The sequence below is a fragment of the Erysipelothrix sp. HDW6B genome (assembly GCF_011301115.1).
GTDB classification, from domain to species: domain Bacteria; phylum Bacillota_I; class Bacilli_A; order Erysipelotrichales; family Erysipelotrichaceae; genus Erysipelothrix; species Erysipelothrix anatis.
On the sequence record NZ_CP049860.1, the window covers coordinates 1,945,401 to 1,968,942 of the forward strand.

A 23,542-nucleotide genomic window follows, 5' to 3' on the forward strand; every position below is an offset into this window, starting at 1 on the left:
TTATCGTACGATTCCTATATATGGTGCGACTGCAATAATGACTGCAGCGACGAATAATAATGTTCCTAATATTTTTAATGTAAACTTCAAATATTTGTCATACGGGACGTTAACAAGTTCCAAGGTCCCCATCAAGGTTGCTCCTGGATAAACACCGGACATAAAGTTAACACCTGCGACAAAGGCTGAAATAAGAATAATTTGACCCCCTTCGGCACCGATGACATTTGAAGTAAAGAGTGCAGCTGCAACAGCTCCCAAGATTGGCATTGAGATTCCCGCAACACCACTTGTGGATTGCAAGAAAATTCCAATTAAGACGTAGGCTGCAATTGCGAAGATTCCAAATACCCATAACGGTACACTTGATAGTGCATTTGAAATCCAGTAAATGAAGGTAATTGACATCCCCTCAGTTGAGCTCCCCATGATGATTGCAATTCCACGAGCAATCGCAAGAACTACAACAACTCCGAAGAGATCTTTCATTCCTTCGATAAATTTGTTGATAAATTCCATTTCACCCAAGCCATTGATTACCTTGAGTAAGAATGCTCCCATTAAGAATAGGAAGGCAAATTCATCAAAGCCCCATGTTCCTAAGGGTGTAATGTTTCCAGCTCCGAGTAGATTTCCAAGAACCGGTACTTTAGCGAGCATCGTAAACGGTGCATTGATTGCATCCGAGACACCTTGACCTAAGAGATCAGCCCAAGGGAAATACCCTAAAATAACAATAATAACAACCATGATCAAGACAAACGCTGACCATTTTCGACGTGTTGTAAATTCAGGCAAGGTTTCTTTTGCATCAACCAGTGTATTGACGTTGTCCAAGTCTGCGGTTATTGACTTGCTTGGGTCTTTTTTAACTTTAGATGCATATCCAATGACCATTATTGTTCCAACGACATACAGTGCTGCAAAGATAATTGATCGTAGCACAATTCCTGATCCAATTGAAAGATCTGGATTTCCGATTGCTGCTACAGCAGCTCCGGTGGAAAATGGGTTAACCAAACTTGCCATATTTCCAATTGATGCTCCAATAAAGAGGACTGCCAGACCAGTCATAACATCATAACCAGCTAATACAAACATCGGTATAATGACAACTGCAAAGGCTGTAATTTCTTCCCAGAATCCAAAGGATGTTCCAAGAACTGCGAAAACAAACATCATAATCGCAATCAGTACATTTCCTTTAAATTTGGAAAGAAGACTTCCAATTCCCGCTTCCAGCGCGCCAACATGATTTAAGACGGCTAAGAACCCACCTGCTGATAGAATTCCTATAGCAACATCACTTGCTGATTGAAATCCTTTGATTGGTGCCATTAAGACATCCCACAGTCCAAAAGGTTGCATTCCTTGTCCTTGAAGAATTTCTCCTTGTGGTCCGAAAATTGCATCAAAGACAATTTCACCAGACTGTTTATCAAATACTGACTGTGGAATAAAATAACTCAAAGCTGCCGTGATGACTAATGCGATAAACACAATCGTATACGAACTCGGCATCGAAAATTTCTTTTTCTTCTCCATCAATATTTCCCCCGTTCACGTGTTATTTGATGACGATGTTTAAGAATGCTTGTGCATAAACATGCATAGCGACTTTCATATCTTCAATACTAATACGTTCATTAACTTGGTGTTCTGTCTTTAATCCTGTTGGAAGTAAAGCACCAAATGCCACTACATTATCCATCGCACGAGCATACGTTGCCCCACCACTTGTAATTGGTTGTGATACCGTATCACCGGTAATATCTTGGTATGCTTTCATGAGTGACTGAATATAGTCAGATTCTTTTTCAACATAAATTGATTTAAGATAGTCGTACAATTCAACAACAATTTCATATTTATGTGCATCTTTAGTTAAGAGTTCTTTGACGTTTTCCACTGGATAGGTTACTGGGAAACGAATATCGATACCAATTTGTTGAACATTTTCACGGAAACTGACTTTACCAACATTCAACATTAATTTACCTGAAACTTCATCTTCGACTTCACCAAAGACAAGGGTTCCATTTGGATTCGACATTTTCTCAACAATAAAGCGAATCATGTCATTTGTTTTACCTGCTTTGTGCAATGCCTCAGCAAGATAAACGATAGCATTTTTACCTTTGTCTGCATCTTTAGCGTGAATAGCCATCCCTTCAACAGTCAAATCATTACCATCAACTGTATAGGTATATCCTAATTCATCTAAGGCAGCTGCTACATCAGCATCATAGTCCGTTGTTGCTTGTGAAGGAACGGCATTAAGTGCTCCACCACCTTCGAGACGAACATCAGACATCTGATGCGAATATAACATAAATTCGATTAAGCCTTTTTCTGCATAAATGAGTGGGAATCCTGCATCAGGAGTAAATCCTTTTGTTGGCAATTCCTCTTTTTCAACATATGCGTTCATACAACGCCATAGTGATTCCTCATCGGTTCCGAAGATAAATCGAACACGTTGGTTAAGTGTTTTTCCTTCATTTAATAAAGTCTTAAGAGCATACATAGCTGCAAGTGTTGGTCCCTTATCATCAGACGATCCACGTCCTACCAAGAAACCATCTTTCTCCACTAACTCAAATGGGTTTGAATCCCAGGCTTTCACATCACCAGCAGGCACAACGTCCATGTGTCCAAGAACACCGAACATTTCATCACCCTCACCAATTTCTGCGTAACCATAGTATCCATTTGGATCAATGAAAGTTCTAAATCCGAGTTCTTCAGAAATTTTTAATACTTCTTCTAATGCACGTTGGATATTTGCGCCAAACGGTGCATCGCCGCCCTCTTCTAGGACACTAGGGATTGAAACCAGACGCCCTAAATCTCTTTGATAGTCTGCAAAGATGTCGTCAATTTTTTTTCTTAAATCCATAATACCTCCTATATGCTTAGACTTTTGCTAAGTTATGATTATATTGTATCAAACTTAGACCCGTAACAACACCGAAGACATCAGTTTCTCGTGAAAATACCACTAAATTAATTTATTTATGAAGGAAATAATTGTATAATTTCGGAAAGAATGTGAGGGTATATATGAACGTCGAATTATTCCAACAATGGGTTGATACCTATTACAAAAAACGTGGGTGGTCGGATCTTGATATTTTTATTCGGGTTACTTTTTTATTTGAAGAGGCAGGTGAAGTTGCCCGTTCTGTTCGAGCAATTGAACTTGGTCGTGAAGATCACGAAAGTGTGGATACAGATTTAAAGGCTGAGTTGGCATCAGAAATTGGTGATGTGCTTGGAAATCTCATGGTTATTGCAAATCATTATGATCTTTCATTTGAGGATATCTTCAAAATGCATGTGGACAAATTAGATGCGCGATATGATGCATACATTCACAAACAACAATTACATAAAAACGAAAAAAAATAGGTCGCTTGACCTATTTTTTATTTGTGGCGGAAAGCACAATCGTTCTCGTGGTCATTCACCATACCAACGGCTTGCATAAAAGCATACACCGTAGTGGGTCCTACAAATTTGAAACCTAGTTTTCGTAAGTCTTTACTAATTTGTTTCGATAGATCTGTTTCTGCAGGTACGTCCGTGTAATGTTGTACATTGTTTTCAAGTGGCGCATTATCAACGTATGCCCATAAAAAAGCATCCAAACTTCCATGCTTCGCAACTATATCTTGATATGCATGCGCATTATGGATTACAGCTTGAATTTTGAGACGGTGACGAATAATGCCAGCATCTAAGAGTAGACGGTCAACATCCGCTTCCGTAAATTTAACTAATTCTGAAGGTTCAAAATTTGCGTATGCCGCACGCATCGTATCGCGTTTACTTAAGATGGTTGACCAACTCAAACCCGCCTGTTGGCCTTCCAAATTTAACATTTCAAAGAGATAACGGTCATCGTGATTTGGCTTACCCCACTCTGTGTCATGATATGCCATTTCATTTTCTGTATGTGTCGACCAAGTACAACGTTTCATAGTGCCTCCTAAGGATTATCCTTTAATCATTCTTAATTATATGATAAAGTCTATAAATAGTCGAATCATAGTATCACTATGTCCAGGGCTTCTTAGAAAGGACACACATCATGCGAAAACTAATCACTTTAGCACTGTTTACAATCTTGCTAACGGGATGTATTAGTGTGAACGTACCTGCTGATGATTCGAAATCCAAAGAACCAATTACACAGCAAGAAACACCCAATAATACACCTGCTAAAGAAACAGAAACACGTGAAGGTGCCACCAAGAATGGCACTGCACAAGATGCATACATCATTGACACCTTTGCCCAGTATGGTTACACAGCACCTGAGCGTTCTCAGTGGATTGTGGACCAACAAGGACCTCATAAAGTTGCGGTCATTATTAAAGAAAACGTCGGACAAGGAAAACCTAATATTTCAAAACTTGTTTTTCTTTGGAATGATGATGCTGAATCTGCCGAATTACTTCATGTTATGATAAACAACACCACTCAATTTGGTTCAGATCAATAAAGGACAAAAGGGCACTTACAAATAACTGCCCTTTTATTTTGGAACACAAATCATGCACTTTAGGCACACCTTGAGTGTTTTGATATTAAAACACGTATAGTAAATGTTCTTGCGCAACCTAAAGGTTGTGATTTGCGATGAAAGAAATGAGGATAGAATATGAAACGTATTATAGTATTTTTTATCGTAGCTGCTTTACTCTCAGGATGCAGTACAAAGACACCTGCTGAAGTTCCCGTCGAAAAAATCGTTGAGACACCCAAGGAACCGGTACAAGAACCCGCTACGAAACCAGAAGTTACAGAACCTGAAGTCGTTGAAGCACCCATTGAGGAACCTCAAGAAGTACCACTCGAAACGCCTGTCGGTCTAACACAAGATGAATTTGTCGTTCAAACGTTTGCTAATTATGGTTTTACCGCTCCTGAACGCAGTCAATGGCAATTTGATAACCAAGGACCAAACAAGATTGCTGTCATTATTAAAGAACCCGTACAACGGGGTCGCCCAAACATTTCCAAGTTGATTTTCCTCTGGAATGGTTCAGCAGAGCAAGCTGAAATTTTACATCTTAGCATCAATAACCGTGTCATAATCTAACAAAAAGATGAGCCCTAGGGCTCATCTTTTTGTTTCAATACGCTATTAAGGTTTCATCATAAAGTTTTCCTGAATTGATGCCTTCAATTCCAAGAAGGCAGCCGTTTGTAAAAAATCAGGATGACTTTTCTTTATCGATGCAACATCGATGGTTTCCTGAATGCGTCCAGGGGCCCCATTCAAAATGAGAATACGATCAGAGAGTTTAATAGCTTCCTCAACATCATGAGTAATAAACAATGTCGTAATTTTAAATTGATGACTTAGATTTTGATACCATTGATGAATTTGGTGCTTTGTCATCGGATCCAACGCACTAAATGGTTCATCCAGTAACATAATCGGTTTATTCATCATGTAAGTACGAAGAAATGCAACCCTTTGACGCATACCACCTGATAATTGACGGGGGTATTTATTTTCTGTTTGCGCAAGACCAAATGTATCCAAGTATGGCATAACCTTCGCATGTCGTGTGGCTTTATCCATACCTTGAATGGTCAAAGGAAGTGCTGCGTTTTCCATTACAGTTTTATGATTCAGTAATAAATCTTTTTGCAGCATATACGCAAGTGATCCTGGTTTATCCACAATAGACACATTTTCAAGCAGCACATCACCAGTATCTGGTTGGCTTAAGCCCGCTACAATCTGAAATAGTGTTGATTTTCCGACACCACTTTGCCCCAAAATGGCTACGGTTTCTTCAGGATACACTTCAAAATTTACGTCCGCAATGACTACGTGATTTCCAAATGATTTATTAAGATTACGAATTTTTAAGAGCGGTTTCATGAAGCAAGGAATTCATTAGTAAAGCCAAATCCAGCAGGAATCGGTTGCTCAATTAATTGTTTCTCACCGAGCCAATTGTAGAATGCATTCCAGCGATTTGCATCAAATTTCCCCCACTGCGCTTCACCGCGCATATACTCACCTGCAAGGTATTTTTGACTTTCAACGATTAACGCTTCATTACTTTTTAATTCAGGGACATGTTTCATAAGAATTTGTGCAGCTTCTTCTGGATTCGCAACTGCATCTTGATATCCCTTACCCAACGCTGCTAAGAACGCTTTTGCTTGATCAGGATTCTCCTTAAGATACTCATTATTTGCAATGACTACAGGGCTATAGAAATCCAATTCTTTCGCATAATCTGCAAAAGCAAAGTAGTTAATCTCCTGTTGCGCTACTTCGAGCGCAATACCATCCCAACCACGATAAATCCAAATAGCATCGATATTACTTTGGAGCGCACTCACAGCATCCGTTACAGTATTTGGAATTAACGCTACACTGTCAAATGAGCCACCGTCTTGTTCAATCACATACTTCAAGATTGCTTGTTCAACAGGAATATCCCATGTTGCGTAAGTATGATTTTCCATTTTAGATGGGCGATCAATTCCTTTGTCTTTCAACGAGACAATTCCAGATGTGTTATGTTGAATCATTGCTGCGACTGCTGTCACAGGTAAAGGTTCTGGACGCGCCCATACTGGTGCTAAAGTATCTTGAAATCCGACACCGAATTCTGCACCATTGGCAGCAACCAGTCCTACAGCACCATCTTCAGGGGGCTGAACGATTTCCAAGGCAATCCCCACTTCTTCAAAGTACCCTTTTTCAAGCGCTACGTAGAGGCCTGTGTGGTTCGTATTGGGTGTCCAATCAAGTACGAAGCGTACTTTCTGAGTATCTTTGGATGTACTGCACCCCACTAAAACTAGCAAAGCTAATAAACTCACTACCATTCGTTTCATAATATCTCCTTTATTCCACATCTTTCCATGGCATCGTTTTATGTTCCAAAATATTGACCAACCCCATTAAGAGTAGGCTTAATAGTGAAATAAGTACAATTACTGCGAACATTTTATCAAAGGCATAGGCTTTTCGAACACGTGTCATATAGACTCCCAGTCCACTTGTTCCCCCAAGCCATTCTGCAATAACAGCACCAACAACAGCATACGAAACGGCTATTTTTAGACTGGCAAAAAATGGCGATAAACTTTCTGGAATTCGAACATGCTGGTACTGTTGTACCGTATTCGCACCCATACTTCGTAAAAGTTGAATACTGTCGCGATCGACAGCCTGCAAACCTTGGAAACATCCAATGGCCATTGGAAAAAATGATGTTAAAACGATGAGTACAATTTTCGGTAAGATTCCATATCCTAACCATAATACAAGAAGTGGTGCAATAGCGACTGTTGGTACTGTCTGCGTGAGAATCATCAGCGGATAAACCATACGGTAAACGCGATCGTAACGGTCCATCAGTAGCGCTAACGTGATTCCCAACCCAACACCGCCTAAAAGCCCAAGAAAGGCTTCTAGAAGTGTTGTTTGAGCATGCATCCATAACAATGCACGGTCTTCATATAATGCCATAATAACTGATGCGGGACCTGGAAGCATGAATTGGGGCACAATACCACTCCATACTATGAGTTGCCACAGTACTATGACAAGACCAACCGACATAAGCGCATAACGCTTATTGTTGGTGCTTCGTAATTTTTTCATCAATTGTGAGCATCTCACCTTGAGGTGCATACACGATTTTTACGTATGCTGAAACTTTATCAGCACCTGCACGATGTGCAATAATTTGCGATTGTTTCACGATTTCCATTAAGGTATCATAATCACCTTCGACTGCAGTTTCAAATGCACCAACCGTGTAATGTAGTCCTGTTCCTTTAATATAGTCAATAACTTCATCAACAATGCGAACGACTTCTTGGTTCCCATCTACGTGGGGTAATACTTGTATTGCGATACTTGCATTCATAGCAAATCCTCCATCTTTCATAAAAAAAACCTCTTTTCATTTCGAAAAGAGGTATATGTATATACGTTAATAAACGACTACGATATACATCCTTCCGCCAGTATTATCTGGATCAAGTGCTAAACAGGACTTCCTGTTTAAGGGTTTAAAACGTGCGTTTAGTCTCAGCCGCTAATGCGGGCACCCCTTGTATTTATGGATTCAATTGTACGCCTTCATTATACGTTTTATATTCCTAACGTCAATGATTATAATGCATCCTTGGTAAATCTTTGCAAGTTTATATTGTGATTCTCCTGCACAAGCTGCTTGAAGAAGATGTCATAAACATCATTAGAATGTGCCTGGTATGCTTCCTCGTAGAGTGCTTCATTGAGATGCAACTCCTGTGTAATTTCATTTACAGTATAGGATTTATTATTCTTAAGATGCGCTGCAAAAGCATCATAATACGTCTCATAATAGAAGATACTTTCAGCCGGATAAGCATCGTACAAGGCATCATTTAACCCTTCTTGAAGATACGATTCTGTCATCATTCGTTTATATTGTCGCTCTGTTAGATCTAACAAAAATGCCCCTTCGCAAGCATCGAAAGCGACACCTTGATCGAAGCATGAACTCGTCTCTAACCGACTCAAAGAATCAAAATCAAGATACGCTTGAAGTGACTGATCACGGACTCCCTCTTGAACTGCGTCAACCAACGCATCAGAAAACTGCGCGTCATAATGCACAAACTCACTGGTTGGTGGCGTAATTTCTTGCTCTGGTTTCCGTGTATCTTGACGTGTGCCAAAGATATTAAAAACACCTAACAATTGGAATATCAACAAGAATACAGTCACCCATCCGATAAACTGCACAATCATCTGAACAACGGACCATACTTGTTTCGCATTCGACTGATTCTTGCGTTTTGATTTCCCCTGATCGCGCCACCCGATACGACTTTCTTCACGGAAACGGACGTAGGATTCAAAGTGGTCCATCGTCATTTTTAATTCGGTTTCATTATCATTATTATAATGTGCTATTTTTCGCAAATGCGGTAAGATAATTTCAAACATGACACCACTTGGAATCAAGCGAACATCCACCCGTTGTAGCGATGCATTGAGCATTTCAACATCCTCAAAACGCTCATACACTTCTAACCGATCTAAGGCATCAAACCATTTTTGCCAGACAAAGCGCTCTTTAACATCCATCAAGGATAGTTCTTGCATTAGATCGTCAAACCGCGTATCGGATGTACCTTCCGCATAAACAAGCGCATCTTCATAAGCCTTTGTTAGTTCATCCGACTCTCCATTTGCTGCGACTTTCGAAGCATACGCCTCAAATATTTGTTCTATATCTGTTGTTGCATCGATTCCTAGAATTTCCCACATAAGCCATACCACCTTTATGTAATTATACCAAATCTTCAGCCACATTGTGAATACGACGAACCTGTCTCATTGGATAACAGTCCCGTAACACGAAGGCTTCGTAACCACTTTTCATTAGTTTGTAATAAAAAGACACGTTTTGTCGTGTCTTTCGCTTCTATGATTCATGCATTTTCTTACTCATTTTTAGAAGAAGGATAACAGTTTGTATCAAAATGATGATTATCAGTATTTTGATTGTAAATACAATAACCGGATCTATATTTCGTATAAATTCAAGAAGCGAATGATACACCATAAGTGTCCCATTCATTTCAAACCCCTCCCTTTCTACCTATTTTTATTACACCGTTTAATTTCTATAAGACGACTCACAGTGATTATGTTGTCGTTTTGAACGCTTAAAACGAGTCTAATCATAACTTCTGCATTGCAATCAGAAAAAGAACCGATCTGAGTCGGTTCTTTACGATAAATATATGTAGATTACCAGCGGCATGATAAGTGCAATCGCAGTTCCTATCGACATAATGGGTGTACTTTCTTTTGCTCGATCAGCGATGCTTCCTACAGTCTCAAAATGATTGTGGAATAACGGTACGGATGTAAACAATGTTATAAGTAGTGCCAATCCAATCCCGATTCCAATATAATTACTGAAAACAAACCATCCAAGGCCATGCTCGATGCCATAGAGAATCCCGACCAATACTAAGTAACATCCGTAGAGACTAAGTTTCTTTTTCATAGGTTTGGATATCCTTTCCTCGCAGAGCTTTAAATCCTTACTCGCTCACCGGTTCAAAGCCATCTTCGGTCATAACAATGACCGTATCAAATACGTTCTCAATCAAGGAACGATCATGAGTTACACAAAGTATAGCACCTTGGAATCCCTGAAGCATACTATAGATTTCATGAACAGAAAGTGGGCTTAGGTTTCGGGTTGGTTCATCTAAAATAATAAACTGAGGCTTCTGAAGCACGAGCTTGAGAAGGGATACTTTCGCTTTTTGTCCCCCAGAGAGTAAACGCATGGGCGTATTCATTTCTGTTTCAGTAAACTTTAAACTTCCCAAACGATTTGTGATAAGCCCTCGTTCTTCACGTGACCCTTCTCGTACACAATTATCAATCGGCGATTTTTCAAAGTCTAGATTGAGACGATAATCTTGATGCATCATTGCATCATGATCTTTGAACACCTGTTTCAAGAGGCTCGACTTCCCAATTCCATTTCGACCAATAATTGCGATTTTGTCTGGAGTGTAAATATCCAAATAAAAATTATACCCCAATGTCTTACCCGCAACTTCAAGGGTGTCGACGTCAATCTCAGCAATCTTCTTACGATGTACTTTTTCTTGGTTGTCAAAACGTATGGAAATCGCAGACTCCGTATCTATTTTAGTTTCGTGAGTTTCGCGATCAAAACGACGTTCCATTGACTTAATTGTTTTCATTTTCTTCTTCAATAAACGCCCTTTAGCAGGGTCTTGACGGGTTTGTGTCCGCTGACGATGCTCAACCGTTTGATACAATTGTAACCAACGATCATATCGTTTAGCACGTGCTGCTTGATCACGTTCTACTTGATGATTATGCGTTGCGATTTCGAGATTACGGGTTTCTACATAGTCATCGTAACTTCCCTCGAAGACCGTAATATGCGAACGTGTTTTTCGATGCGTTTGTTCAAAATGAACGACTCGATTTGCTGTATTTTTCAGTAATTTAACATCATGAGAAATATAGAGAATTGGCTTATTTTGTCTTAAAATCCATGATTCAAGCCACATTAATGTCTCAATGTCCAAATCATTAGTTGGCTCGTCGAGTAGAAACACATCGACATCTTGGACCAGAATTTTCATAAGTTGAATTCGAACACGCTCTCCACCACTCAGACTTTGTAACGGTCTATCAAAATCATCATCCGTAAAATGTGGTAAGAGATCCTGATGTACCGATCCAAAGGATTCATAACGCTCCCATTGATCTTCAATAATGTAGTCTCTACTTGAGCGTAGAAGGTCCTCGGCAGCAATATCTTGGGATACGTAACCGAAAAGTACTTTCGATGAGACACTCCGGGTTACTTCCAATGTATCTAAAGACGGATGATTCAGTAAGGCTTTCAGGAATAAACTTTTCCCATTTCCCTCTTCTCCGATAATTGCAATTTTTTCGTTCTCGTGAACGGACATAGAAAAAGGCGCTACTAGTTGGCGCCCTTGTGGTGACTTCACACCAATATTAAAATTTAGCATGGCAAACTCCTCCTATTTTGATTATTTATGCTGTATAGGATGAGTTGTACATTGCCACACCGCCTTTCGTTCGTTATTGCCATCTTACGTAATTTTTTCTAAGATGTCAAATTTTTTAATCATTTATTTTTAACTTTGTGCTAACACTTCATCGAAGGTTAATCCTGAGTTCTTAACTTTTGTGGCCATATCTTTACCAACATAACGCAAGTGCCACGCCTCAGGCATATAGCCCGTAATGTGTTCTTTTCCTTCAGGATATCGCACAATAAATCCAAACTTGTGGGCATTATTATTAACCCATGTTGACTGCTCAGTTTGCGCAAAATCAAACATATAACCACCTGGTGTTACAACATCAATAACAAGACCTGTTTGATGCTCAGATGTCCCAGGTCGAGCAGACATTCGATCGGCTTCCGCCTGACCATGTTGCGCTACATAATTGGTATACAACTCATTTTGAAAGTCGTAATCACGGTATGATGATGTCGTATACATCCACATTCCCGTTTCACTTTTCATGGTGTCTACCATCGCAATAAAGGCGTCAACCGTAGCAGGCGTTGCCTCATAACCGGTGCTTACCGCATATGCTTCAGGAATGTCTTTAAGTGGTGGTACATAATCTGCAGGCAATGCTCGTTGCTTGGTGACCAAAACGAGTTCAGAACCTGCATTGGTAACACTTGCAAGTTCTGATTGTGGTTTCTCATTGGATTCTTCTTTTGGTTTTTCTTCATTGGTTTCAGGTTCGGGTTTTACTGCAACATCTTCTGTTGTATCACGTTCTTCCAATTCGCCAACGACAACAGTAATAGTGAGCGTTTGAGTTTTCCCTTCGGCACTTGTCTCAAAAGTTACAGGATATTCACCATCCATGTCCCAATCGACTGTATCCAGATTTGACGTCACCGTCGCAGCAACTTTATCATACGCTTTAATATAATCTGCGCTTGCAACGAGTGAACCTTCAGTCGCATTAACACGCTCTTGATCTTTCAATACTTGATCGTTATTGCGTACAGTTAACGCAACATCACGATTTTCAACGATTGCTATATCAAAACGATGCACCCGATTCTCTTTTTTGGATGAAATGACAACCGCAAGGTTCTTATCTTTTACTTTTTCCGGTTTATTAATTGTATATTGCTTATTTTCAGCGACTTTTCCATTCACCTCAACAACACCGAATTCTATACTCTGTTGTTTAGCAATGGCATCCATATCGATAATTGTTCCCACCTCAACCGTCATTTTTTCCTGCATTGACTCCACAGGTGTTTTAATCTTTGTGAGTGAGTAAATTGCATATAACGCGAATATAGCGACAATTCCTAATTGAATATAACTTTTACGTTTCATACTGGCTCCTATGACAAGTCTTCGCCTTGTCCATCAAATGTAAAATCAAACTCTGAAAACTGTTGTGCTAATTGAGGGTAACGTTCAAATAACACGATTAAATATTCTATCAAATTATCGTGCGATAACAGCGATAAGAGGTGCCCAACTTCAACCATTAATTCTGGTGTCAAAGTGCCTTCCTGCATATCCAAGTCTGAAGCATAGTCATCAAATGTTTCAAGTGCTTCAACACTAAAATTGTGGATGTTTCCGTTTTTAATCGATGACGCAATAGTTGCAGCCATGTGTTTACAGTTGTTGCCTTTTTTCGCATGCTCACATGAGCAATACATCGAATCCACTGCATTCCCTGTAATTTCAATCCGAACAATGTACAAATCACTTCCTTGTACGCGTGCTCGAATCACTTCTTTAGTATCTTCAATAATCTGAACTTTTGATTCTTCTAATAGCGTTTCACCGCGGTTATAAATATAGTCTCTAAAATAAAATCCTACTTCCATGTGTACTCCTAATTCTAATTATGTTTAATATCTTAATATTCCTACTTTAATATTATACACTAATTTTCTTTTTGATTCTCACATACTCTTTTTCTATGGTTTTTAGCGATTTTTATATCAAATTATCCACATAAAAACCCCTATCCATTGGCATGTGGATAGGGGTTTTTCGATAATACATTATGAGGATTATGACATTTTATACATTCTTATTCTGTTTACAGAAATGTATGAATTTTATCCATTATTTTGCGTCTTTATGACGTATTTTACCAAAAATTACAAGCACAAATCCAGCGAGTAAAATACTATATCCGAGATGATATTCTTGAACACCAGTTGCTGGTAGGGTTGTTGGTAATTCATTATTATCTCCGTCTGGTTTTGTTTCAGGTTCAGGTTTTGGCTCTGGTTTTGTTTCCGGATTAGTATCGGCTTTCACAACATTTAAGCTTACAGTAAATGGAACACTTGCACCGGTTTTATCTGAAGTTAATGTGACTGAAATCTGAACTGTCCCGAGTTTGCTTGCATCGAAGATTTCATCAAAGTTTGTAACAACCTGATAGGTATCATTTGCCTGAATTTGAAGCAAGTCTAAGAATTGTTGCTTTGTTAATGTTGTATCTTTTTTAATCTCTAGTGTAAGATTTTGTACAGTCGCATCAAATACGAATGTTTCCGCTACTTTTCCTTCGGTTTGAACGTATGCTTTGTCTAGAACACTCACAACATATTTATCATGCGGAGCATTCGAGACGTCAAATACATAGTCTTGTTTTCCTGCAAAATTTACTTTTCCAAGAATGGTACCCGACGCCATGATTTCTTCAATACTTTGACCTTCTTGGCCACCATAGATGACATACATCCGTGCATTTGTATTGTTCGTTTCGTTCCATAAAAGGGTATTATCTTTGAGTTCAACCGTTTCCAAAGGGACGACGTTGCCATGTGATAACTGAGGATGACTTGGTGACAATGACGCTTTCGCAAATGAATCATTACGAAGGATTTCTAAACTTTCATTCTTAACTGCGTGTGCATCACGTTTAGCCGGATCAACGGTATCTAAATCTGATGGCATAATGTCTGAATAGCCATACAACGCACTCCCTGCAACATTTGGCAGTGTTTGATTGAACTTCATTTGATTGTTAATTTCTTCAGGATTCTTCCAATCGCCGTCCCACGAGTTATTTACATGTTTGTAGTTAGCATGTCCAATATATAGTTTTGTTTGTGTACCTTCAACAGCATTGTCCCACCAACGGGCAAGTTCACCATATGGGGCTGCTCCAGCACCAAATGCCCAGTAAATTTGCGGTGCTACATAATCAAGTTTGCCATCTTTAATCCATTGATAAGTATCAGCAAAGATCGTTTGGGAGTATGACTTGGATGAACCTTGAGGGGTATTTGATCCACGATCATCAATTGACTTGTGCTCCCAAATTCCAAATGGACTGATTCCAAATTGAACTGACGATTCCGTTTTGTTATTGTGTGTTCCAATAACGTCATTGACTTTGTCGATGAGTTTTGTGACATTATCACGACGCCACGCCTCAATTCCTGCTTCTGAGTTTTCGTAGTCATTTCCATATTTTTCGAATGTTGCGCGATCTTCGCCTTTACTTCCGAAAATTTCACTACCGGGAATATCGACCCCATTTTCATCTTTGAGGACTGCCCCTTTATATGGATAGAAGTAATCATCAAAATGAATGGCATCGACATCATAGTTTGTTACAACTTCTTGAATGGTATCGCCAACATGATTAATAACTTCAGGTTCTCCTGGGTTTAAGAATAGTTTTCCTTGAAACTCTAGAACGTATTCTGGGTTTTTAACTGCGAAGTTTGTATCGGCTAGTACACCAGCTTTGTTGAGTGCAGCGACACGTTCACTTGTTGTCATGACCGCAACATCTTCTTTACTATAACCAACGGCAGCTAGTTTTGTAAGCACACCTGCTGACATGATATCTGAATTTGTTACACGGTATGGATTAAACCACGCATGGTATTCCATGCCGCGTTCATGTGTAGCATCAACCATGTACGCGAGTGGATCAAAATCCACATCTTGGCCTTGTTTACCACTCAGGAATTCTGATGTTGGATTAATGGTTGATGGATAGAATGCATCTAATAAAGGTCTAACTTGGAAAATCATTGCGTTCATATTCCATGCTTCAAAATCATCAAGACGTGATTCATACATGTCTTTGAATGCCGTTTCGTCACTTATTTGTGGGAAGTGTAGGTTAAAAATCGTACCAATCCACGATGATTTAAATTGTGTTTGTTCTTGATTGTAAGCAACTGGAACTTCAATTTGTTCCGTACTGCCATTGTAATACATGACAGGGTCATTGTTGTCATAACCCATAGTTCCATCTGCAAGTTTCTTATACTTGTACAGAGGTTCAGAGGTTGATGCTCCTACTTGATATGTTGATAAACCTAAAAAAAGTGCTAGAAATAAAACCAAAGTTTTTTTCATATTTTCCTCCTATAGCGCTTACATTCATTATACACATTAGAAATATTATTTCACTATATTCCGGAAATTATTGGAAATTATTTTTAACAAAGTGCATTTCAGTCACTCTTTAGGGATTCTTTTGCAAAAAAAAAATAGTGCCGAAGCACTATCATTTTACCACACTGGAATTGAGGCACCTTTACTGTCTTCAATTACAAGTTGTTTTACAGCATCTGTTTGATATAATTCAACAATACGTTTAAACGTTGGATTATCTTTATCTTCGCTACGAGCCGCAATTAAGTTCACATAAGGGTTTTCTTGCGAGATACTTACATCTTCTAAAACGATCGCTTTCTCTGCCGGGTTAAGCCCTGCATCAACTGCAATTCCGGAGTTTACTGCCGCAAATGCAACATCCGGTAGCGATGCTGGAATTTGCGCAGCTGCCAATTCAATAATCTCCAAGTTTAATGGATTTTCTATAATATCTTTTAGTGTTGGGAACTTCGCATCATTCAGTTTGATAAAACCATTTGCTTGTAAGAGTTGTAAAGCACGACCACCATTTGTGACATCATTCGGAATCGCGACTTTATCATTTTCTTTAACGTCTTTCAAATCAGTAATTTTGTTTGAGTAAAGACCAAGTGGTGCAATTGATGTCTTCGCAATTGAGACTAGGTCATATTTATTCGTCTCAACTTCATTTTCTAAATAGACTTGATGCTGAAATGCATTCAAATCTATCTCACCATTATTTAACGCAGCATTGGGTTGTGTATAGTCACTGAAAGCCACAATTTCAATTTTGATACCTTCCTTAGCAGCTTCCTCAGCAACATGTTTCCAGACTACCGAATCACTCCCAATCATTCCCACTTTAACGACCTTTTCATCACCTGTTGCTGGCGTTGATTTTGATCCGCATCCTACTAAAACCAATAATCCTACGATGAGGATTGTTACAATTTTTTTCATATCTTTTCTCCTTAGTGTGTTGTTTTCTTAATAATAATAGTTCCTAATCCTTGCACAACACTGATCATAATTAAAATTACAAGGACCGAAACATTGGTAATATCATGCATATAACGTGCATGACCATAGCGTGTCACAAAATCTCCAAGACCGCCGCCTCCGACAATACCAGCCATTGCGGTAAGGCCAATGAGGCTTACAATCGTAATGGTTGTTGCACGAACAAGTGCTGGAATACTTTCTTTTAGATAAACCCGGAAGATAATCCCTAAAGGTGACACTCCCATCGCGGTTGCTGCTTCAATCAATCCTGCATCAATATCCGATAAAGCCATATCAACTTGACGCATTAGGAAGGGAACGCATCCTATCACGAGTGGCACAATCGCACCATCAATACCGATACTAGTTCCAGCAATAATTCGTGTTAATGGTGCTATAAAGGTAATCAAAATAACAAATGGAATCGAGCGCAATAAGTTGGTTGATTTATCTAAAATTTGATAGACAAGTTTATTTTCAAGTATGCCATCCTCACGGGTAACAACTAAAATCACACCCAATGTAATTCCGATTACAAATGCTATGACACCGCTCCGAATCACCATTTCAACTGTTTGCCAAACCGCTTTTACAAACTCATCTTGATAGTTCATCAAATTGGGTAAATAGGTTTCAAGTACGTTAGTCATTTTCATATACCTCTACTTTCACGCCTGTCGCTTGTAAGAACTCTAGGGCTTCAACTTGACGTTCGCCAGTCAGGATAACTACGAGAATTCCAAGCACCTCTTCATGAACAATCTCAACATTTGCAAACACAATACTTGCTTTAACATTGAAACGTAAACTCACTTCTGAGATGATCGCTTCTTGCGTAATATTCCCCCGGAAATCAAGACGGACTAATTGTTGTTCCGCATCAAGTGCTAAAATTTCCGGCTTCTCATCGATCAATGCTTGTAGTGAGGTAAGATTTGTTGTCGTATCCACAAAATCTTTGGTAATTGTCGCTTTTGGGTTGGCGAATATTTCCGTTACTGCGTCCAATTCTTTAATATGACCGTCTTCCATCACCGCCACACGATCGCAGACTGTTTTCACAACGGCCATCTCATGCGTAATAATTACAATCGTGATTCCCAAACGTTCGTTAACTTCCTTCAGCAATTTCAAGATTGTCTGGGTGGTCTGCGGATCTAGAGCACTTGTTGCTTCATCGCATAAAAGAATATCTGGATCATTCGCCAATGCACGCGCAATCGCTACACGTTGCTTTTGCCCACCAGATAGTTGTGATGGAAACGCATCGCGTTTGTCTGCTATTCCAACGAGTTCAAGGAGTGACTCAACTTTATCTTTAATTTCATACTTCGTCTTACCTTTGTAACGTAATGGGAATGCTATATTTTCATAAACAGTTCGGGAGTTTAATAAGTTAAAGCCTTGAAATATCATGCCTATTTTACGTCGTTCATTTCGAAGCTCGCGTGGGTTCAACGACTTCACATCAATACCGTTTACGATAATTTTTCCCGATTCTGGACGTTCTAGTAAATTAATGCAGCGGACAAGCGTGCTCTTTCCTGCACCGCTAAATCCAATAACTCCAAAAATTTCTCCCGGTGTGACTTTGAAACTGACGTCTTGCAGCGCATGAACATTCAGTTGCTTTGTTTGAAATGTTTTTGATACATTTTGAAATTCAATCATTATTATTCTCCTTGCAATACCACATTTTCTCGATGTTCTTTTTTAATTGCTTCTAGCAGTTCAGGATTTGTGAGTAGCTCTAAAGCCGTATGGGCAAGAACTTTAGCCCCAAGTGCAATGGAGTCAAGTCCAAGTTCACTTTTAGATGCTTCTCTAAACTCGATACTATGACCAGCCATTGGTGTATTATTGATATTAATATAGGGTTGAATTGTTGGAACAACCTGGCTTACATTTCCGACGTCTGATGACCCTTGACCTCCGGTCACTTTGCGGGGTGTGAACACTTCGCCATATGTTCCAAGTTTTGCTTCATAAATTGCATCAAATGATGGGGTAAGGATGATGTTATCAACACTATTTTGGAACAGTCCAAACTTATGAGTGCATCCCGTAGCGAGTGCTGCTCCTTTAACAATGTTCTCAAATTTTTGATAGACATCATTCAATGTTGTCCGACTTTTGGCACGAAGGTAAAAACGTGCCGACGCATATTCTGGCACAACATTCGGAGCATCACCGCCATGAGTTACAATCCCATGAATTCGAACATCATCCGTTAAGTGTTCGCGCAGCGCATTCACACTATTGAAAACTTGGATGATGGCATCGAGGGCGTTGATTCCGTGTTGCGGATTGCCGGATGCATGGCTTGCACGTCCGAAGAATTCAACATCAACTGGATCATTAGCAAGTCCCGATGTTGTTCCACCATGTAAATGACCAGGGTGAACGCATAAAGCAGCATCAACATCGTTAAAGAATCCTTCACGAACAAAGCTTCCTTTTGCGGAGCCGTTTTCGCCACCTTCTTCTCCAGGTGTTCCATAAACTCGAATTTCACCACCAACTTCATCTACGATTTGTTTTAAAGCCGCTCCAGCCAGGGATGATGTTGCACCAAAGAGGTTATGCCCACACGCATGGCCGATACCGACGAGCGCATCATATTCAGCTAGAAACGCAATCACAGGTCCTGGTTTGTTTGAAACATAACGTGCATCAAATCCTGTACGGTGTCCTGCAACATCAATTTTGACCTCAAAGCCTTCTGCTTTAAGCTGGCTTGCAAGAGTTTCACTGGCAAAGAATTCATAATTACTTACTTCCGGTTTCGCATGAATATCTAACGAGATTTTTTTGTATACTTCATGTTGTTGGTTTACGTATTCATCAATTTTGTGTGTCATATTCTTTCTCCCTTTTGCTTCCTAAGCATATAAAAAGCGCCCATCCCTAAGGATGAGCGCTGCTCATGTTACCACCTTAATTCGTTTATGTCTCACGATCATAAACCTCTTCAAGAACTATCATTCTCTAGCGCTTTAACGGGCGCTCCCGATGTGCCTAAACCACTATTCGTGTTTCAGCATCATTGCTCCAAGGCCATTTTCGCTTCGTTTCCGTCCGTCTACTCTCACCATACGTAGATTCTCTGTAAGAACTTTCATGAAGTTACTTTCCTTTTCATCGCTTTTCACTATTATTACCAATAATGTTTCAATTGTCAACACCTTTTCACGATAATTGTCAAAACGTCATCGTTGCGGTCTGTTTCAACATACAAAAAAAAGCATGCACATTATGTATGCATGCTTTTAATTTTATTGTTTACGACGTCGGTTTACTTCGTAGACACCAACGCCTACTAAGGTTAAGAATCCTCCCGAAATTAGGAGTGTATTCCCAATTCCTGTAGCTGGTAGTTTGCCTTCATTCGTTTCCGGTTTTGGCGTAACGACTTCCGGTTCAATAGGTTTAGGATCAACTGGATCAACTGGATCAACTGGATTGACTGGATCAACTGGATCGACTGGATCGACTGGATCAACTGGATCAACTGGATCGACTGGATCAACCGGATCGACTGGATCGACTGGATCAACCGGATCAACCGGATCAACTGGATCGACTGGATCAACTGGATCAGTTTCTTTCAACTTCAAACCTGCAAATGCATCCTTCACAGCCGCAATTGCATTCAGAATTGTTTCTTTATCAGTACCTACTCCATTGTTAGAAAGAATATCACCCATCAGAGTTCGTGCGCTGACAAGAACACTTGCAGATTCATCTGTATACTTCGATAAATCGACATCTGTCTCATACTGTAAACTTCGAAGTGCGCTTATTTCATTTTGATTTGGAAGCACTTCAATATCCACACCATTTATACCATTTACTTTAAATGAGTAAATTCTCGCAACATTCCCTGTGCTTTCAGCTTTATGCAGCACAAGACGAATATGATTTGCTTGAGTTGCTGGAATTGCGTCTTTAGTTATTGCGTCTGTATTCCATGTTCTCGTGACAGCAGTTTCCCATGTTTCGCCATCCATGCTTGTTAGAATTTCATAGTCGCGTGTATTCCATTCTTTATTTTCGCCACCTGCTTCTGCATGATGCAGTTCAAAGTCAGTGAGTGTTACCGTTTGTGGGAATGATGCTTCCAACCATGGTTTCTCTGTCTTATTATCACACCATTTCGTTGCATTTGAATCATCGAAAGCCTGTGCAGCACCTTCACTCGGAGCACATGAATTTGATACTTTAAAATTTTGTGCAAGATTTGAAAGTGACTGTGGTTTTGTTGCTAGAGAATCATCATAAACATAGATTAGATTCTCTTTGCGAACATCGGTTGTTCCTGCTTCATTACTTAGCGACATAGTGATGCTATAGACACCTGCTTTGTCAAATGAAGCCGTTGCCTCAACACCTTCGAGACGGTCAGTAACCGCACCTTCTGCAAGCCATGTTACAGTTTTTGTCGACTGTGACGGTACTGCAGTAAGTGTTACATCTTCACCCACTTTAACGAAACTTGAAGAAATTCTAAAATCACCAGAAGGTAAGCCAACTGCATCAAACTTAAAGTCAACAGATGCAGCTTTCGTAAAGTGTTTGCCATTTGTTGCATCGACTGGAACTACTTCATAGTGAAGTTCTCCACTCTCTGGTCTGCGTTGATTTTCAACATAGTATGCTGTATTTGCGGTACTTCCTTCATAATAACGGATACCATCTTCTACACGATAAATATCGTATTGACGTGTATTTACTTGGTCATGGTTCCATGTTAATCGTAAGTTTGCACTTACATTATCTGTAACATTTTTACCAACAATTTTTACGTCACTTACTGCTGAAACTGCTTGAGTTGTATTTTCATCAATACCTAAATAACCGATATTAATTAATCCCGATGCAATCGTTTCATCCGCAATAATATCAATTGCAATTTTATTAACTGTTTTGCCACTTAGACTTGAAAGATCAAATAATGTCTCAATCCATTCGCCATTTGATTTTTGTGTTCCTTTAATTACGTCTTGTGTTCCATCCGTAAAATCTAACACTAAATCGACACTTGCATTTCCATGATGACGGACGATACCTTTATTGTTTGCAGTAAGTGCAAGGTCACTTGCATACAGATCCATACGTGTTGTAGAGCCTTCAGTCATTGCACCTTTTAGTCCAATTGAAGAACCACCATTAAACGCACGGCTATAGTCGATAAATGCAGAAAGGTCGTTATTATCTTGATCAAGAATCCAACGGTAGGTTGGCATAATATCTTGAACTGAACGGTTATTAAACGTTCCTGTCTTCGCAATAACACCATCTTGATAGTAGTTATCCCCATTTCCAACATTGAAACTTGTGTGGAATGGTAAACTTGTTACTGGTGATTTCTCAACAAAGTACCGGGACATTCCTTGCCATGTATTTTTACCCTGAGTTGTATCTCGTGGGTCCGCTGCTTTGTTAATCCAGAAGTCACTTTCATTTTGCCAATATTTTTCCACATTGTATTGACCACCATCGCGTAATGTCCAGTCCGGTGCATAGAGTCCTACAGACGTCATGACTTTATTGTCACTTCCAACTGCATTAGAGAGTTTATCACGGCTATTGACACCATTTGCTTGAACATCGAATCCTGCTAATACATCATAAGGACTGCGATTAAGCGAGATTGCCTTATCGCGGCTACCCGCTACCATCTGTGGTCCAAACCAGAAGTTTAAGAACATATAGTCTGATGTTCGTTGGTCATCATTTTGGAAATAGCGCTTGTTGCGATCATTCAGCTCATTTTGCCAACTAACCTGACCACTTTCAAGCATTGAATCATACCATACGAGTTCCATATGGTCTTTTTTGTTATTGTTGTAGTAGGCTAAAAAATCTAAGAATCCTTGACCATGTTCAGAGCTTCCTGTACTGGTTTCTTGGTTAATAAACCATCCATCAAAACCATAGAGTTCTGCCATTTCGATAAGTTTGTCTGCCATTGGAAAACTACCATCGTCACGTTTAACTAAGAACTCACTAACCCATTGGTTTTGACCACCGTATGCTTTAGGAGGAAAGAAAACAGTTCCCATTACTGGTACTCCATTACGGTGAGCAACATCCACTAAATCAGCACTTGGTGGAACAATAATTCCTTCGCCAGCAGAGCCTGCCCAGCCCACAAGTGCATCAACATATTGCCAGTTTGTAAAGTTATAAATTGCTTTTTCTGTCGAACCTTGAGATGGTGTACCACTTGTGTTTTTGTTTGCGATTGGTAGTGATACTACTTTTGCATCTGGATTTTGATCCGGATTGATAGGCGTACCTTTGACGCGTTTTTGTAACGGAACTTTCGATACATTATGAATTGCATCCGGATCCGTATTAAAATCCCATTCTAAGAAATCATTTGGAAAGAAAAATGAAGAATATGGGCGGTCCTCAATTACCGGAATCCCATCATTTGATTGTACAGATCCATCTTCCCCTGATGTTTCTGCCATTACTGGTAAAACTAAACTCGTAAGCAAAAGTCCCATTGTCATGAGACATTGTAACAGTCGTTTCATGTGTTACCTCCTATACCTTGCTATTGTACGCT

The 23,542-nt window shown here is 39.6% G+C and carries 22 protein-coding genes, 1 riboswitch and 1 other annotated feature; of the genes, 3 read left to right on the top strand and 19 right to left on the bottom strand.

The window, feature by feature from the left end; translation table 11 throughout:
• Nucleotides 1–1,545, bottom strand: coding sequence for a YfcC family protein (locus tag G7061_RS09490; protein ID WP_236262170.1), 1,545 nt, complete (start codon nt 1,543–1,545; stop codon nt 1–3).
• Nucleotides 1,546–1,567: 22 nt separating this feature from the next.
• The gene (locus G7061_RS09495) at nt 1,568–2,899 is read right to left on the bottom strand and encodes a Sapep family Mn(2+)-dependent dipeptidase (protein ID WP_159633898.1); all 1,332 of its coding nucleotides are present in this window, start codon (nt 2,897–2,899) and stop codon (nt 1,568–1,570) included.
• A 164-nt stretch (nt 2,900–3,063) separates the two neighbouring features.
• On the opposite strand from G7061_RS09495, the gene G7061_RS09500 reads away from it, so the two are divergent.
• Nucleotides 3,064–3,411, top strand: coding sequence for a MazG nucleotide pyrophosphohydrolase domain-containing protein (locus G7061_RS09500; RefSeq protein WP_159633901.1), 348 nt, complete (start codon nt 3,064–3,066; stop codon nt 3,409–3,411).
• A 17-nt stretch (nt 3,412–3,428) separates the two neighbouring features.
• On the opposite strand, the gene G7061_RS09505 is transcribed toward G7061_RS09500, so the two are convergent.
• Entirely contained in the window at nt 3,429–3,983 is a 555-nt protein-coding gene (locus G7061_RS09505) for a DNA-3-methyladenine glycosylase I (protein ID WP_159639286.1), read from the bottom strand.
• Between the two features lie 110 nt (nt 3,984–4,093).
• Between G7061_RS09505 and G7061_RS09510 the strand changes: the two genes are divergently transcribed.
• Together G7061_RS09510 and G7061_RS09515 are read left to right on the top strand one after the other, a co-directional pair.
• On the top strand, nt 4,094–4,507 hold the full coding sequence (locus tag G7061_RS09510; protein ID WP_166120894.1) for a hypothetical protein: 414 nt from the start codon (nt 4,094–4,096) through the stop codon (nt 4,505–4,507).
• 159 nt (nt 4,508–4,666) lie between these two features.
• Nucleotides 4,667–5,107 (top strand): membrane lipoprotein lipid attachment site-containing protein, encoded by a 441-nt coding sequence (locus tag G7061_RS09515; RefSeq protein ID WP_166120897.1) that lies wholly within the window; start codon nt 4,667–4,669, stop codon nt 5,105–5,107.
• A 45-nt stretch (nt 5,108–5,152) separates the two neighbouring features.
• Here G7061_RS09515 and G7061_RS09520 read toward each other — a convergent pair whose 3' ends face one another.
• From G7061_RS09520 to G7061_RS09595, 16 genes are all read right to left on the bottom strand, one after another.
• Nucleotides 5,153–5,902 (bottom strand): ABC transporter ATP-binding protein, encoded by a 750-nt coding sequence (locus tag G7061_RS09520; protein WP_166082331.1) that lies wholly within the window; start codon nt 5,900–5,902, stop codon nt 5,153–5,155.
• Nucleotides 5,899–6,873 (bottom strand): ABC transporter substrate-binding protein, encoded by a 975-nt coding sequence (locus G7061_RS09525; protein WP_166120900.1) that lies wholly within the window; start codon nt 6,871–6,873, stop codon nt 5,899–5,901. The genes G7061_RS09520 and G7061_RS09525 overlap by 4 nt, the downstream gene beginning before the upstream one ends.
• Nucleotides 6,874–6,883: 10 nt before the next feature.
• Nucleotides 6,884–7,645 (bottom strand): ABC transporter permease, encoded by a 762-nt coding sequence (locus tag G7061_RS09530; RefSeq protein WP_201288171.1) that lies wholly within the window; start codon nt 7,643–7,645, stop codon nt 6,884–6,886.
• Nucleotides 7,617–7,934, bottom strand: coding sequence for a thiamine-binding protein (locus G7061_RS09535; RefSeq protein ID WP_236261755.1), 318 nt, complete (start codon nt 7,932–7,934; stop codon nt 7,617–7,619). Before G7061_RS09535 ends, G7061_RS09530 begins: the two co-directional genes overlap by 29 nt.
• Before the next feature lie 51 nt (nt 7,935–7,985).
• Nucleotides 7,986–8,111, bottom strand: a riboswitch (TPP riboswitch).
• Nucleotides 8,112–8,161: 50 nt separating this feature from the next.
• Nucleotides 8,162–9,307 (bottom strand): hypothetical protein, encoded by a 1,146-nt coding sequence (locus tag G7061_RS09540; protein ID WP_166120903.1) that lies wholly within the window; start codon nt 9,305–9,307, stop codon nt 8,162–8,164.
• Nucleotides 9,308–9,464: 157 nt separating this feature from the next.
• Entirely contained in the window at nt 9,465–9,620 is a 156-nt protein-coding gene (locus G7061_RS09545) for a hypothetical protein (RefSeq protein WP_159639293.1), read from the bottom strand.
• Nucleotides 9,621–9,773: 153 nt separating this feature from the next.
• Nucleotides 9,774–10,055: a hypothetical protein gene (locus G7061_RS09550; protein WP_166120908.1), complete on the bottom strand. Its 282-nt coding sequence runs from the start codon at nt 10,053–10,055 to the stop codon at nt 9,774–9,776.
• 37 nt (nt 10,056–10,092) lie between these two features.
• The gene (locus G7061_RS09555; protein ID WP_159639295.1) at nt 10,093–11,577 is read right to left on the bottom strand and encodes an ATP-binding cassette domain-containing protein; all 1,485 of its coding nucleotides are present in this window, start codon (nt 11,575–11,577) and stop codon (nt 10,093–10,095) included.
• Nucleotides 11,578–11,706: 129 nt separating this feature from the next.
• A complete protein-coding gene (locus G7061_RS09560) occupies nt 11,707–12,945 on the bottom strand; it encodes a M15 family metallopeptidase (RefSeq protein ID WP_166120911.1) in 1,239 nt (412 codons plus the stop codon).
• An 8-nt stretch (nt 12,946–12,953) separates the two neighbouring features.
• Nucleotides 12,954–13,451, bottom strand: coding sequence for an SWIM zinc finger domain-containing protein (locus G7061_RS09565; protein WP_159639297.1), 498 nt, complete (start codon nt 13,449–13,451; stop codon nt 12,954–12,956).
• Nucleotides 13,452–13,695: 244 nt separating this feature from the next.
• Nucleotides 13,696–15,960: a glycoside hydrolase family 10 protein gene (locus tag G7061_RS09570; protein WP_159644827.1), complete on the bottom strand. Its 2,265-nt coding sequence runs from the start codon at nt 15,958–15,960 to the stop codon at nt 13,696–13,698.
• Between the two features lie 156 nt (nt 15,961–16,116).
• Nucleotides 16,117–16,923, bottom strand: coding sequence for a MetQ/NlpA family ABC transporter substrate-binding protein (locus G7061_RS09575; RefSeq protein WP_159639299.1), 807 nt, complete (start codon nt 16,921–16,923; stop codon nt 16,117–16,119).
• A gap of 11 nt (nt 16,924–16,934) precedes the next feature.
• The gene (locus tag G7061_RS09580; protein WP_159633944.1) at nt 16,935–17,615 is read right to left on the bottom strand and encodes a methionine ABC transporter permease; all 681 of its coding nucleotides are present in this window, start codon (nt 17,613–17,615) and stop codon (nt 16,935–16,937) included.
• Entirely contained in the window at nt 17,608–18,636 is a 1,029-nt protein-coding gene (locus tag G7061_RS09585) for a methionine ABC transporter ATP-binding protein (RefSeq protein WP_159639301.1), read from the bottom strand. Before G7061_RS09585 ends, G7061_RS09580 begins: the two co-directional genes overlap by 8 nt.
• A 2-nt stretch (nt 18,637–18,638) precedes the next feature.
• A complete protein-coding gene (locus G7061_RS09590; RefSeq protein ID WP_166120915.1) occupies nt 18,639–19,826 on the bottom strand; it encodes a M20 family metallopeptidase in 1,188 nt (395 codons plus the stop codon).
• A gap of 45 nt (nt 19,827–19,871) precedes the next feature.
• Nucleotides 19,872–20,116 (bottom strand) — a binding site (T-box leader).
• 124 nt (nt 20,117–20,240) lie between these two features.
• Entirely contained in the window at nt 20,241–23,510 is a 3,270-nt protein-coding gene (locus G7061_RS09595; RefSeq protein ID WP_166120918.1) for a discoidin domain-containing protein, read from the bottom strand.
• Nucleotides 23,511–23,542 lie beyond the last annotated feature (32 nt).